At 60.7% G+C, this 13,488-nt stretch carries 10 protein-coding genes; 6 read left to right on the top strand and 4 right to left on the bottom strand.

Annotation, left to right across the window (positions count from 1 at the left end; all coding sequences use genetic code 11):
• Positions 1–29: 29 nt before the first annotated feature.
• Positions 30–650, top strand: a complete 621-nt coding sequence (locus FHL16_RS18295) for a response regulator transcription factor (protein WP_042932214.1) — start codon at positions 30–32, stop codon at positions 648–650.
• Between the two features lie 36 nt (positions 651–686).
• Positions 687–3,869 (top strand): response regulator, encoded by a 3,183-nt coding sequence (locus FHL16_RS18290; protein WP_077748928.1) that lies wholly within the window; start codon positions 687–689, stop codon positions 3,867–3,869.
• Between the two features lie 3 nt (positions 3,870–3,872).
• Here FHL16_RS18290 and dkgB read toward each other — a convergent pair whose 3' ends face one another.
• A complete protein-coding gene (dkgB, locus tag FHL16_RS18285) occupies positions 3,873–4,676 on the bottom strand; it encodes a 2,5-didehydrogluconate reductase DkgB (protein WP_077748890.1) in 804 nt (267 codons plus the stop codon).
• A 234-nt stretch (positions 4,677–4,910) separates the two neighbouring features.
• Positions 4,911–5,450, bottom strand: coding sequence for a PaaI family thioesterase (locus tag FHL16_RS18280; RefSeq protein ID WP_077748889.1), 540 nt, complete (start codon positions 5,448–5,450; stop codon positions 4,911–4,913).
• Between the two features lie 262 nt (positions 5,451–5,712).
• Between FHL16_RS18280 and FHL16_RS18275 the strand changes: the two genes are divergently transcribed.
• The 3 genes from FHL16_RS18275 (at position 5,713) to FHL16_RS18265 (ending at position 8,751) form a co-directional block, all read left to right on the top strand.
• Entirely contained in the window at positions 5,713–6,579 is an 867-nt protein-coding gene (locus FHL16_RS18275; RefSeq protein ID WP_077748888.1) for a pirin family protein, read from the top strand.
• Positions 6,580–6,694: 115 nt separating this feature from the next.
• Positions 6,695–8,137 (top strand): mechanosensitive ion channel domain-containing protein, encoded by a 1,443-nt coding sequence (locus FHL16_RS18270; RefSeq protein ID WP_010458478.1) that lies wholly within the window; start codon positions 6,695–6,697, stop codon positions 8,135–8,137.
• Positions 8,138–8,310: 173 nt separating this feature from the next.
• Positions 8,311–8,751 (top strand): carboxymuconolactone decarboxylase family protein, encoded by a 441-nt coding sequence (locus tag FHL16_RS18265; protein ID WP_077748887.1) that lies wholly within the window; start codon positions 8,311–8,313, stop codon positions 8,749–8,751.
• Here the strand turns inward: FHL16_RS18265 and FHL16_RS18260 are convergent, their stop codons facing one another.
• Both FHL16_RS18260 and FHL16_RS18255 read right to left on the bottom strand, forming a co-directional pair.
• A complete protein-coding gene (locus FHL16_RS18260) occupies positions 8,752–10,344 on the bottom strand; it encodes a DHA2 family efflux MFS transporter permease subunit (RefSeq protein ID WP_077748886.1) in 1,593 nt (530 codons plus the stop codon).
• A complete protein-coding gene (locus tag FHL16_RS18255) occupies positions 10,341–11,462 on the bottom strand; it encodes an HlyD family secretion protein (protein ID WP_077748885.1) in 1,122 nt (373 codons plus the stop codon). Before FHL16_RS18255 ends, FHL16_RS18260 begins: the two co-directional genes overlap by 4 nt.
• Before the next feature lie 252 nt (positions 11,463–11,714).
• On the opposite strand from FHL16_RS18255, the gene FHL16_RS18250 reads away from it, so the two are divergent.
• The gene (locus FHL16_RS18250) at positions 11,715–13,442 is read left to right on the top strand and encodes a ShlB/FhaC/HecB family hemolysin secretion/activation protein (RefSeq protein WP_077748884.1); all 1,728 of its coding nucleotides are present in this window, start codon (positions 11,715–11,717) and stop codon (positions 13,440–13,442) included.
• Positions 13,443–13,488: the final 46 nt, after the last annotated feature.

Below are 13,488 nucleotides of genomic sequence, written 5' to 3'. Positions count from 1 at the left end.
TTCGTTGAGTTTTTGCACAGGGAGTTGCCATGAAGAGAGCGATGATTGTGGACGATCATCCGGTGGTTCGCGCCGCAGTGAAACTTGTACTTGGGCGGGAAGGCTTCAAGCAGATTCATGAGGCGGCCAGCGTTGGGGAAGCGTTGACCACACTCCGTGAGCAACAAGTGGATCTGCTGATCCTGGATCTGGTGATGCCCGGCGGCAACGGCCTGGACCTGCTGGAGCGAATCAAGGCCTGCGACTGGAAATGCGTAGTGCTGGTGTTCACCTCGCTCGATCCACTGTTTTTCCAGGAGCGATGCATGCGCGGCGGCGCGTTGGCGTATGTCTCAAAAAACAACAGCCTGGAGCAATTGCAAAAGGCTGTGCACGCGTTGATGGCGGGCTACACCTACTTTTCGCAGTTGCTGTCCAGACCGATGAACCCGCTGCAACACAGCGAAAAAAAGTTGATCGATACACTGTCCAACCGCGAGTTGACCATCTTGCAATACCTTGCCCGAGGCTTTTCCAACAAAGCGATCGCCGAAGCCATGAACCTGAGCCACAAAACCGTGAGCACCTACAAAACGCGCTTGGTCATAAAACTGGGGGTTGTGGCGGCAGTGCATCTGCGGGACTTCGCCATACGCAATAACCTGATCTGAGTGCGCCTGACCGTGCGTGTATGGCTGCTGAGCCTCATGTTGTGTCTCGTGCCGGCGGTATCGGCTATCGCCGGCGAGCCTGAGCGTTTGCAGTTGCTGGGGCGGTCCACGGTGGAGGGCTACGCGGTCGATCTGGATGAACAAGACCGGCAATGGCTGCGCAACAAGCGTGTGTTGCGCCTCGGGGTGAGCGGACCGGACTACCCGCCGTTCGAAGTGACGCGCAATCACGACGAGCTGGAAGGCATCACCGCCGATTACGCCATACTCGTTGCGCAACTGCTGAACGTACAGATCGAAGTGCTGCGTTATGTCACCCGAGAAGCGGCCATGGAGGCGCTTAGATTCGGCGAACTGGATCTGCTGGGCACTTCGAACAACTTTGAACTGGCCGACCCCGAGCTGATCCTGTCCAGCGCTTATGCTGAAGACCAGCCGATGCTGGTCACCCGACGGGACGAGCACATGCCCGTGGATCTGGCGGGTAAGCGCATTGCCATGGCCGATGATTACCTGCCGGCGCAGACCGTTGAATCGTTCTATCCCCAGGCCAGCCTGCAACGTTATCCTTCGACGCTCGATGCGCTCGGGGCGGTGGCGTATGGGCAGGTTGACGTATCCCTCGTAGACATCTTCAGCGCCAATTACCTGATCAACAATAACTACCTCAATGACATTCAACTGATGGGGCCGGCCAGCCTCGACGCTAACCCGTTCGGCTTCGCGCTGGCTCGGGACAACCTGGCGCTGAAGGACCTCATCGACAAGGCGCTGGTGGCGATCCCCATGGAGCAGCGCTCGATCATCGAGCAGCGCTGGAGCGCCGGCAGGGCGAAAGTGGCGGGACAGCAACGCGTGGATCTGAGTGAGAGTGAACAGCGCTGGCTGGATCAGCATCCGACGGTCAATGTGGGGGTTGTGGAGAATTTTGCGCCCTTGACGTTCTACGATCCCGAGGGCCGATTCAGCGGGTTGGCGGCGCAAATGCTGACGCTCATCAGCCAGCGCAGCGGTTTGAATTTCAACGTGTTGCGAGGCCAATCCCTGGACCAGCAGATCCAGCGACTCAAGGCCGGCGAGATTGACATCTTGCCCGCCATCATTCCCACGACCGAAGGCGTATCCGGGCTGCACTTTACCCGGTCCTATGCAGTCAATCCCTACACGCTGGTCAGTGCGACCACCTCCGGTAGTCCACAGACGCTGGGCGATCTGGCCGGTAAGCGCCTGGCGATTTATCCCCGTCACCCCATGCGCGCGTTCATTCAGGCGCGGTCACCGCAGGTGCAGATGGTGGACGTACAAAATCCGGCCGAAGGTCTGGAGTCGGTGGCGAAGGGACAGGCCGATGCCGCGCTCAGTTCATTGTTCATGACCCGTTACCTGATTGCTCGGTATTACCAGGGACGTTTACGCATCAGCAGTACCGTGGGCGATGAACCGGCGCGCATCTCGATGGCAACCGGCCGTGATGAATCGGTGTTGAACTCGATTTTGAACAAGGCCTTGCTGAGCATTTCGCCCGAGGAAATGGACGATCTGGTCGCCCGCTGGAGCAGTGATGCGGTGGTCGATGACAGTTATTGGCTGCGCCATCGGCGAGCTATTTTGCAGGGGTTTGCGGCGGCCGGGGCGTTGTTGTTGCTGGCCTTGGGATGGATCGCCTGGCAGCGTCGGCAAATTCGCCAACGCCAGCAGTGGCTGCAGCAGTTGCAGCAGGCCAAGGACGTTGCGGACGATGCCAACCGTGCCAAAACCACTTTTTTGGCAACCATGAGCCATGAAATCCGCACACCGATGAGTGCCCTGATCGGGTTTCTGGAAATGGCCTGGAAGCGGGCTGAAGAGGGCGTTGCCGATCGCCGATCCCTTGAGGTCGCCGCTACGGCTGCTCAGCAGTTGCTGGCGTTGATCGGCGACATTCTGGATATCGCGCGCATTGAGTCAGGGCGTTTATCGCTGATGCCCGAACGTGCCAATTTGCGTGATCTGGTGGCGTCGATCTGTCGGGTCTTTGAAGGACTTGCCCGGGAAAGGCACTTGGCGTGGCGCGTCGATCTGGACCCGCGCAGCGACCGTGAGGTGCTGATCGACCCCACGCGCTTCAAGCAGGTGCTGTCCAACCTGTTGAGCAACGCGATCAAGTTCACCCGTGAGGGTGAGGTGAGTTTGACGTTAAGTGTGGTGCCCGGATTGTCAGGGCATCTGGGGGTCAATGTGCGCATTGAAGACACCGGCATCGGCATCAGCGCAGCTGACCAGAAACGCTTGTTCAGTCCGTTCGTTCAGGCCGGTAACAGCCAGCAATCCGCGAGCATGGGGTCCGGGCTGGGGTTGGTGATCAGTCAGGCGTTGTGCGAAATGATGGGGGGGCGGCTGGTGCTGCGCAGCGTCCTCGGCCAAGGCTCGCAAGTCGACATCAGCCTTTCGCTGATGGCGTTGAAGCCGTTACCACCCTGTGCATCAGCCGACAGCGGATCACCGATACCCACGCGGCCACTGACCATTCTGGTGGTTGACGATTACCCGGCCAATCGCCTGTTGCTCTCAAGCCAGCTGAGCTACCTGGGGCATCGCGTGATGGAGGCCGAAGAGGGCGAGCGAGGGCTGGAACTGTGGCGTACACACGAGTTTGATGTGGTCATCACTGACTGCAATATGCCGAAGCTCAGCGGTTATGAATTGACCGGTGAGATACGCGATGAAGAGCGCGCGTATGGCCTGCTGCCGACGCTGATCCTGGGTTTTACCGCCAATGCGCAGCCTGAGGAAAAGGTCCGGTGCCTGGAGGCGGGCATGGACGATTGTCTGTTCAAGCCGATTCGGCTGGCGGATCTGAGTAGTTGGTTGGCCGACCGGTTTGCAGAGACGACGAACGAACAACCCCCATCATCCGAGATCGATTTGAGCGAGCTGGAGCAATACGTCGGAGAAGACCGGACGTTGATCAATCAATTGCTGCGTGAACTGGCAATAACCAATCGCAACGACCGCGAACATCTGCTTCAAGCACACGCCGACAACAATCTCCCGGGGCTGCGAGACCTGGCGCACCGTATCAAGGGCGGTGCGCGCATGGTCCGTGCCCAACGGTTGATCGAAAGGTGCAAGGCGCTGGAACGTGCCTGCGCCGAAGGTCGTGCGACATCGATCGACGAAGCCGTCGATCAATTGCAGGACGCCATGCGAAGTCTCGATCAGAGCCTTGAGACGGGCTGACACTTAATCCCAGTGCGGCGCGATACCTTTGGGGCTGGTCAATCGATGGCCGCGATCCAGGCTGGCGATCAACGCCATGTCGGCTTCGCTCAACTGCAGGTCACAGGCTTTCAGATTGCTTTGCAGGTTGGCGCGTTTGGTGGAAGAGGGGATAACCGCGTACCCCGACTGCATGGCCCAGGCCAGCGTGACTTGGGCCGGGGTAGCCTGAAGACGAGCGGCGATTTGCTGGATGGCCGGGTCTTTCAACACTTCGCCGTAGGCCAGGGTCATGTAGGACGTGATCTGGATGCCCTGGCGCCGGGCAAACTCAACGACCTTGCGGTTTTGCAGGTACGGGTGCAGCTCGATCTGGTTGGTCGCGATGTTCTCGGCACCGACCGCTGCAATCGCTTTTTGCATCAGCTCGACGGTGAAGTTGGAGACGCCGATCTGCCGGGTCAGGCCCAGTCGCTTGGCTTCGAGCAAGGCGCCCATGAACTCTTCGACCGGCACTTGATCGTCCGGGGACGGCCAGTGGATCAGCGTCAGGTCCAGGTAATCGGTCTGCAGTTTGCGCAGGCTCTCTTTGAGGCTGTCGATCAACCGGTCTTTGGCGAAATTGGCGATCCAGATTTTACTGGTGATGAACAATTCTTCACGGGCGATACCGCTGGCGGCAATGGCCTCGCCGACCTCGGCTTCGTTTTCGTAGATTTGCGCGGTGTCGATCACTCGGTAACCCAGCGCGAGGCCGGTGCTCACCGAATCGATGACCACTTGGCCTTGCAAACGAAAGGTACCAAGACCGAATGCGGGAATAGACATCAATGACTCCAAGGGTTGCAGTGGGAATGGACAGGAGTATCCCCGGCTGCCTCCCTGGGAAAAACCGCTGGATGGGCAAAGCAATGTTTACCGCAAGTCATGAATCGGGGGGCCGCCTGGAGGATTGAGGGTGTCTGGTCTGCCGTCTTCGCGGGCAAGCCTCGCTCCTACAGGGGCGGCGTTGCGTTTGTAGGCGCGAGCCTGCTCGCGATGGCCACAACTCGGTCTCGGAACTTACCCCCGAGCCTCAAGAATCATGCAAGTCGTCGACCCCGTCGCATACAACCGCCCATCCACATCATAAATCCGCCCCTCGGCCAGCGCGGTGGAGCGGCCCAGATGCACAATTTTCCCTTCGGCCCGGACTGGTCCGCTGGCGCCGGTCAACGCCCGGACGTAGCTGATGCGCAAGTCCAGCGTCGTATACCCCTGGCCCTTCTTGAGCTGTGTATGAATCGCACAGCCCATGCACGAATCCAGCAAGGTCGCCGCGTAGCCGCCATGCACGCTGCCCAGCGGGTTGTAGTGCCGCGAATCCGGCGTGCCCTGGAAAATGAACAGCCCGGCCGACCATTCGATGGGGATGAAATCCATCAAGGCGCCGATGGGCGGTGAAGGCAGTGCGCCGTCGCCGATACCCTGGAAAAACTCGGCGGGTGACAGCGCGCTGACCTCAGCCATGGACAGGCTGCCCGGTCCGGCCAGACGCGAGCGCATGGCCTGTTCCTGGGCGATCCATTGGGCGAGGGTGGCGTCGCGGGTGGGGCTTTGCATGATGAGTTCCTCGAACGAGAGCGGATATTATGGTTGTAATCCCGATCGATATTATGTCCGAAATAAAAACTCCGCCAGCCCCGCGTGTCGAGTCGTCACACGCTATCGCCCAGGCGCAATTCCTCGCCGATTACCGGCCCTGTCGAAACCTTTGCCATCGTTCTCCAGGTAGAACGCTCAGGCTGATTTTTGCCGTCTAGTGCATTGAAGCGTTCGGTCTTAAGCTGAGTCCATTGCGTCAAACAACGAATTTGGAGGCAGGATGAAAAACATCATCGGTATTTACACCAGCCCGCGCACCCACTGGGTCGGCGACGGTTTCCCGGTTCGCACACTGTTTTCCTATGACAACCTGGCCAAACACATCAGCCCGTTTTTGCTGCTCGATCATGCTGGCCCCACCGAATTCACCCCGACCACCGAGCGTCGTGGCGTGGGTCAGCATCCGCACCGCGGTTTCGAAACCGTGACCATCGTTTACAAGGGCGAAGTGGAGCACCGCGACTCCACCGGCAGCGGCGGCAGGATTGGCCCCGGCGATGTGCAATGGATGACCGCGGCGTCGGGGATTCTCCACGAGGAATTTCACTCCGAAGAGTTCGCCAGGACCGGCGGCACCCTGGAAATGGTGCAGCTGTGGGTCAACCTGCCGGCCAGGGACAAAATGGCCGATGCCGGTTACCAGACGATTCTCGATGGCGACATCCCGAACCTCCCGCTCAAGGACAAGGCTGGCAGCTTGCGCTTGATCGCGGGCGAGTTTGAGGGGCACACCGGTCCGGCGCGCACGTTCACGCCGATCGACGTCTGGGACCTGCGCCTCAACGGCGGCAAGTTGTTGACCCTCGACCTGCATGAAGGCCGTAACACCGCGCTGGTGGTGTTGCGCGGCACGGTTGAGGTCAACGGCCTGGAACTTATGCGCGAAGGGCAGTTGGCGTTGTTCGAACGCGATGGCCATCAGCTCAGCCTGGAAGCCAATGATGACGCCGTGGTGTTGCTGCTCAGCGGCGAGCCGATCGACGAACCGATTGTCGGTCACGGCCCGTTCGTGATGAACAGCGAGCAAGAGATTCATCAGGCCTTTGCTGACTTCCAGTCGGGCCGTTTCGGCCAGATGAGCGATTGAGCTCATTGTCTTGACGCTGGGCTGTGCCAACACTCATCCCGCAGTTTTTTGAGGTGTTATCAGATCCGCATTTACTCCTACACTGTGCCCATCCGTACATGGCTGGAGTTGTTTGATGCTGTCACTGCTTACCAATCACCCCTTGATCAGCGCGCTGGTCCTGATCCTGATTGATCTCGGCTTGTGGCGCTTGATCAGTGCCAACGGCAGCAACTGGAAACTGGTCGTGCGGCTGGTGATTTTTGCGCTGTTCAGTGTCTTGTTGTTCAACGAAGGCATGAACCCGCTGGAGCCGGCACCCTGGGCCGATAACGTACCGCTGCACCTGGCGGCCACGGGGTTGCAGATCGGCTGGTGGCTGTTCGGCGCGCGCACCCTGACGGTGTTGATCGGTGCAGTGATGATGCAACGGGTCGGGCACACGGGGCGGTTGCTGCAGGATCTGCTCGGTGCGGTGATCTTTCTGATCGCCGTCATCGCCGCCCTGGCCTATGTGCTCGAACTGCCGGTCAAAGGCGTGCTCGCGACCTCCGGTGCATTGGCGATCATCGTCGGCCTGGCCTTGCAAAGCACCCTCAGCGACGTGTTCTCCGGGATCGTCCTCAACACCACCAAACCCTATCAACTGGATGACTGGATCTCCATCGACGGCACCGAAGGCCGGGTCACCGACATCGATTGGCGCGCCACGCGCCTGCAAACGTCCCAGGGCAGCATGGTGGTGATTCCCAACTCGCTGGCGGCCAAGGCCAAGATCATCAATTTCAGCCGGCCGAGCGATATGTTCGGCGTCTCGATCAGCCTGCAACTGAGCCCGCACGCGCGCCCGCAAACGGTGCTCGACGCGTTGGAGCGGGCGATGCAGGGTTGCCGTTATCTGCTGAGCAAACCGGCACCAAGTGTGGCGTTGAAAGGCTCGAGCGCCAGTGGCGTGGAGTACGAAATCAGTGGCTTCGTGGTCTCCATGGATCAGAAACGCATGGTGCGCAATCTGCTGTTCGACCTGGCGTACCGGCACTTGCAGGCGTCTGGTGTCAGCCTGTTGTCGAGCGTCGAATCCAACGCGCCTGCCGTCCTGTCACGGCCACGGGCGTTGCTGGACAGTTCGAACATTTTCTCGACCCTGCGTCAGGAAGAGAAAGACACCTTCAGCCAGAACATGACCCTGCAAACCTTCCGCGCCGGTGACATGATCCTGCCGGCGGGTGAGGTCAGCGATCACCTGTTTATCATCGAATCGGGTGTGGTCTCGGTGCAGTTGAGCCGGGGCGGGGTCAAGTTCGAATCCGGGCGCATGGGCCCGGGCGAGGTGATCGGCGAGGGCGGGATTTTGTCCGATACCGCGCTGCCGGCGGAGTTCAGCGCCAAGACCGCCTGCAGCTTGTATCGCATCGAGAAGGACTACCTCAAACCGTGCCTGGATGCGCGTCATGACATCAGCGAAGCGATGACGGCGTTGCTGGATTTCCGCTTGCACAAGGCGCAGGCCCTGACCCAGGAAGTGCCGAAGGTGGTGGAGAAGAAAGGGTTTTTGCGCTGGTTGCGCAGTCGGGCGTAGGGGGCTTCGGGGATGAGCACTGCGCGGTTCGTGAGCAGGAAAACCGCGTTTCAGCTCGCCAATCCATCATCGGCACATCCAATGGTCTCCTTGACTTTGGTGATATTGGTTATTTGTGAGAGGGGTGTGGGGGATTAACTTGGCTCCACCCCCATTTGGTATTGGAGTCCACCATGAAACCTCGCCTCGATTTCTACACCGCGTCCCCTGACGCACTCAAAGCCATGATCGCGCTGGAAGGCGCGGTTTCGAAGCTGCCGCTGGAAAAGACCCTGATCGAACTGGTCAAGCTGCGCACCTCGCAAATCAACGGCTGCGCCTTCTGCCTGGACATGCACAGCGCCGATGCGCGCAAGGGCGGTGAAGACGAGCGCCGTCTGTACACATTGTCGGCCTGGCGTGAAACGCCGTTCTTCACCCCGCGTGAACGTGCGGCGCTGGCGTGGACCGAGTCCCTGACGCTGCTGAGCCAGACTCACGCGCCGGATGAGGACTACGAACTGGCGGCGTCCGAGTTCAGCCCGAAGGAATTGGTCGACCTGACCGTGGCCATTACCACCATCAACGCCTGGAATCGCCTGGCGGTGGGTTTCCGCAAAATGCCTCAAGCCTGATCAGTGAGCGTCTGTTGACGGTGCGGCCGGTGGCTGCACCTTGCGCATCAAGGGCACCATCGCCGTGGCAATGATGAAGCACACCATAATCATCAGAAAGGCGTCGCCGTAGGTCTGGGTCTGGGCTTCGCGGTAGGTCAGCAGCCAGAGTTGATGCAGGCTGGCGGTGACGCCGGCGTCGCCGCTCTGGCCGAGGGCGGCGAAGTTATTGCCGACCTGGGACAGCCATTGGTTCAGCGCTTCGTTGGTGCTGTTGAGGTTTTCCGCCAACCGGGTGAAGTGCAGGTTGGTGCGGTCGTTGAGGATGGTCGCACACGCGGCAATGCCGATGGCGCCCCCCAGGTTTCGCATCAGGTTGAACAGCCCCGAGGCATGTTTGAGCCGTGCCGGCGCCAGTCCGCCGAGGGTTAATGTCACCGTTGGCGGCACGGCCAATTGCTGGGCGATTCCGCGCAAGGCTTGCGGCAGCATCAGTTCTTTGGCCCCCCAGTCATGGGTGATCGGGCTGAAATCCCACATCGACAGCGCGAACAGACCAAGGCCGCTCATCATGATCCAGCGCAGGTCGATGCGATTGGCCAGAAAGGCGTACAGCGGAATCGCCATGATCTGGAACACTCCGGTGGAGAAAACTGCCAGACCAATGTCCAGCGCACCGTAGCCGCGCACCCGGCCGAGGAACAGCGGCGTCAGGTAAATGGTGGCAAACAGGCCGATCCCGGTGACGAACGAGAAGAAACAACCGAGGGCGAAGTTGCGGTCCTTCAAGGCGCGCAAATCGACGATCGGGTTGGCCACATGCAAGGTTCGCCCGATGAAAGCCAGGCCGGCCAGGCCACTGATCCATGCCGTGGTCAAAATGGTGCTGTCGCTGAACCAGTTCCAGCGCGGACCTTCTTCGAGGGTGTATTCCAGGCAACCGAGAAACAGCGCCATGAACACCATGCTCAAGTAGTCGGCGCCCTTGAGCAGCGACAGTTCCGGCTGGTCGATTTTCACCAGCATCGGCACCGCCACCGCGACGAAAATCCCCGGCACCAGGTTGATGTAGAACAGCCAGTGCCAGGATGAAATGTCGGTGATCCAGCCACCAATCACCGGCCCCAGGGTCGGTGCCAGCGAAGCCACTGCGCCGATGGTCGCGGCCGCGATCACCCGTTGTTTGCCGGTGAAGAAAAAGAACGCGGTGGTGAATACCAGCGGGATCATCGAACCACCGAGAAAGCCTTGCAGGGCACGGAAGGCGATCATGCTCTGGATGTTCCAGGCCGCGCCGCAGAGCAGGCTGGCCAAGGTGAATCCCACCGCAGAAGCGCAAAACAGCCAGCGCGTCGAGAACACACGCGACAGCCAGCCCGACAGCGGGATCACGATGATTTCGGCAATCAGGTAACTGGTTTGCACCCACGCCGTTTCATCGGTGCCGGCCGAGAGTCCGCCGCCGATGTCACGCAGCGAAGCGGAGACGATCTGGATATCCAGCAGCGCGATGAACATGCCGATACACATGGAGGCAAAGGCGAAAACCTTGGTCGCCGTCGCCATGTTCGCGGCATTGAACGGTTGCGCGGGGGCGGCGAGGGCGCGGCTCATGGCGCGCGGGCCACGGCCGGGGTTGCAGGTTCCTTGCGAGTGTCCACTTCGGCGGTGACCGACAGGCCCGGACGCAGGTGGCCGAGCACGCCATCGGCCGGATCAAGCACGATGCGCACCGGCACCCGCTGAACGATTTTAGTGAAGTTGCCGGTGGCGTTTTCCGGCGGCAGCACGCTGAACTGTGAGCCACTGGCCGGCGCGAGGCTGTCCAGATGACCATGAAACGCCTGCCCGGAAAGCACGTCGGCATGAATGACCACCCGCTGCCCCGGATTCATGCGCGCCAGTTGATCTTCCTTGAAGTTGGCATCGACCCACAGACCACTGGACGGTACCACCGACAGCAGTTGCGAACCGGCCTGGGCATAAGCGCCGACCCGCGCCCGACGATTGCCGATTACGCCGTCCACTGGGGCCTTCAGTTCGGTGTAATCCACGTTCAGTTGCGCCAGATCACGTTCGGCATGGGCCTGCATCAGCGCGGCACGGGCCTGCTGCTTTTGCGTTGCGATCACGTTGAGCTGCCGCTGCGCCGCCAGCAGTTCGGCCTGGGCCCTCGAACTGAGGGCCTGAGCCGTTTTGAACGTCGCGTCGGCGCGTTGGGCGCTTTCCACCGAGACCGCATTACTGCCAACCAGTTTTTTGTAGCGCGCATTGTCGTCCCGTGAGCGAGCGGTTTCGGCGCCGGCGGCATCGATGCCGGCGCGGGCCTGGCCGATCACCGCGTGTTGCAGTTGTTCGGTGGCGTCGAGGTTGGCCAGCAACGCTTCTTCGGCGGCCACCGCGCCGTCGGCCCTGGCCAGGTTGGCGCGGTAGTCACGGGCGTCGAGGCGGATCAGCACATCGCCGGCCTTGACCTTCTGATTGTCGGTGACCAGCACTTCTTCGATGTACCCCGCGACTTTCGGGCCGATCACTGTCACGTCGCCGCCGATATAGGCATCGTCGGTTTCTTCAATGAAACGCCCGGTGGTCCACCAATGCGTCGCGTACAGCCCGGCAAACACCAGGGCAGCGATGGCCGCCGTCAGCAAGACCAACCGTTTGAGCAGGGGAGACTTGGGTGTGCTCACCGGGACAGCGACGTCGGGTTCGAGGCTGGGCATGCTGGTCATTGAGTGAATACCTATGGGAAGCGGGTCTTTATTACGCGTGTAATATGACGCAGGTAATATTTTGTGGCAAATGATTTCTGTTGCCAGTCGTCAGGGCGATGACAGCGGGAACGAACAGGAACGACAAGGAAACCAATTGTTTAAGAAATGTAAGCGGTGTAGGACGCGTCTTGCATTTGTGTAGGAACGATCTGACTATCACTCGCATTGATGAGGTGGCATTAAGCCATTTGATGATGACAGGGATGTTGAGTGCCGTATTCGTTTCGCGTTGTGCCTCGCCGTTGTTGCTCGCCTTGCACGCTGTTGTTGGCTTCGTTGTTGTGCCTGAGTGCTTCTGCACTCCAGGCGGCAGAGCCCTCCGCCCCAGGCCAGGAAGTGCTGCGCCAGCAACAACAGCAACAGCGCGATCTGCAACAGCTGCAACTGGAGCAGCGTCGCCGGCAACTGGAGCGCGGCAGCTTTGGTCCTGCGCCGGTCGCGCCGGCCGTCCCCGCCAGTGTGCCCGCCGATGAACGCTGCTGGCCCCTAAGTGGCACGCGTGTCGGTGGCGTCACCCTGATCAGCAGCAAGACCCTCGACGAGCGGATTAAGCCGCAACTGTCGTCGTGCATGGGCGTCGGCCAGATCAACCATCTGCTGGCGACCATCACCGGCCTGTATGTGGACGCGGGGTACATCGCCAGTCGGCCGTACCTGCGCAGCGCTCCGGTCGCCGGGCAATCGCTGGATATCGTGGTCGATGAAGGTTACGTCGAGTCCATCGAACTGGCCGACCAGCGCCTGCCGGTGTCCCTCGGTGGCGCCTTCCCCGGAATGCTCGGCAAGCCGCTGTACCTGCGCGATCTTGAGCAAGGCCTGGATCAGTTGAACCGCTTGCGTTCGCTTGACCTGACGGCCGATATAGCCCCCGGCTCGCAGCCCGGCGCCTCGCGGATCATCCTGCGTTCGCGCAGCAGCGGCCAGTCTCGCTGGGCGTTGGGCCTGGGCGTCGACAACCTCGGCAGCGCCAGCACCGGGCGTGATCGCGACACCCTGAGCCTGAGCCTCGACAGTCCGCTGGAGCTCAATGACGCCCTCAACGTGAGTGCCAGCGACACCCTCAATCGCGGTGATCGCTACAGCCGCAACGCCAGCGTTTATTACGCCATTCCCTACGGTTACTGGACCTACAGCATATTCGCCAGCCATGCCGAATACCGCGCGCCGTTCAAGCTCAGCACCCTGAAATTCCACAGCAGCGGCATCACCGACCAGCTCAGCGTGCGCGCCGACCGGGTGTTGTGGCGCGATCAGAGCCATCAGTTCAGCGCCAACCTGCAACTGGCCCACAAGGACGTCGACAGTTATCTGGAGAACATTCGCCTCGGTATCCAGAGCCCGACCCTGACCGTGGCCGAAGCCGGTTTGAACCTGTTCTGGCTCAACAGCGCCGTGTGGAACCTGGACGTCAATTACGCCCAGGGCCTGCGCTGGTTCGGTGCCGATGACGATGCCCAGCGCCAGGTCAACGACCTGCCCAAGGCGCAGTTTCGCAAGTACCGCGCCGGTCTCAGCCAATGGCGAAACGGCCAGTTTGGTCAGCAGACATGGCAGTGGCAAAGCCAGTTGAACATTCAGTACAGCCCCGATCCGCTGCCGGCCATCGAACAACTGCTCGGCACCGATGATTCCGCCGTGCGCGGTTACCGGGTCAACAGTGCGTCCGGTGCCAGCGGCGCGATCTGGCGCAACACCTTGCGCCTGCCGTTGCGCAGCGATTGGCCGGTGCAAGTCACTCCGCGCCTGGGGCTGGACAACGGCTGGATCAAGGCCGACTACGGCACCCAGGGGCAACGCCTGAGCGGGGCCAGCGCCGGGGTCAACCTGAGCTGGAAAAACCTGCAAGTGGACGTCGATTACCAACGCAGCCTCAACACCCCCAGCGGTTTAAGGCATGAGCCAGAGACCTGGCTGATGCGCATGGGGTTGCAGATATGACCACCGACTCACCCGACACACATTCAGCCGTCGGATCTGTGCGCGA

This window comes from Pseudomonas sp. FSL W5-0299, assembly GCF_005930655.1.
GTDB lineage: Bacteria > Pseudomonadota > Gammaproteobacteria > Pseudomonadales > Pseudomonadaceae > Aquipseudomonas > Aquipseudomonas mandelii.
The sequence above is the reverse complement of the archived record's forward strand: the minus strand, read 5'-3'. Positions and strand labels throughout refer to the sequence as shown.

Coding starts and splice junctions, on each gene's coding strand:
- FHL16_RS18295 (WP_042932214.1), top strand. CDS start 30: ATGAAGAGAGCGATGATTGTGGACGATCATCCGGTGGTTCGCGCCGCA.
- FHL16_RS18290 (WP_077748928.1), top strand. CDS start 687: ATGTTGTGTCTCGTGCCGGCGGTATCGGCTATCGCCGGCGAGCCTGAG.
- dkgB (WP_077748890.1), bottom strand. CDS start 4,676: ATGTCTATTCCCGCATTCGGTCTTGGTACCTTTCGTTTGCAAGGCCAA.
- FHL16_RS18280 (WP_077748889.1), bottom strand. CDS start 5,450: ATGCAAAGCCCCACCCGCGACGCCACCCTCGCCCAATGGATCGCCCAG.
- FHL16_RS18275 (WP_077748888.1), top strand. CDS start 5,713: ATGAAAAACATCATCGGTATTTACACCAGCCCGCGCACCCACTGGGTC.
- FHL16_RS18270 (WP_010458478.1), top strand. CDS start 6,695: ATGCTGTCACTGCTTACCAATCACCCCTTGATCAGCGCGCTGGTCCTG.
- FHL16_RS18265 (WP_077748887.1), top strand. CDS start 8,311: ATGAAACCTCGCCTCGATTTCTACACCGCGTCCCCTGACGCACTCAAA.
- FHL16_RS18260 (WP_077748886.1), bottom strand. CDS start 10,344: ATGAGCCGCGCCCTCGCCGCCCCCGCGCAACCGTTCAATGCCGCGAAC.
- FHL16_RS18255 (WP_077748885.1), bottom strand. CDS start 11,462: ATGACCAGCATGCCCAGCCTCGAACCCGACGTCGCTGTCCCGGTGAGC.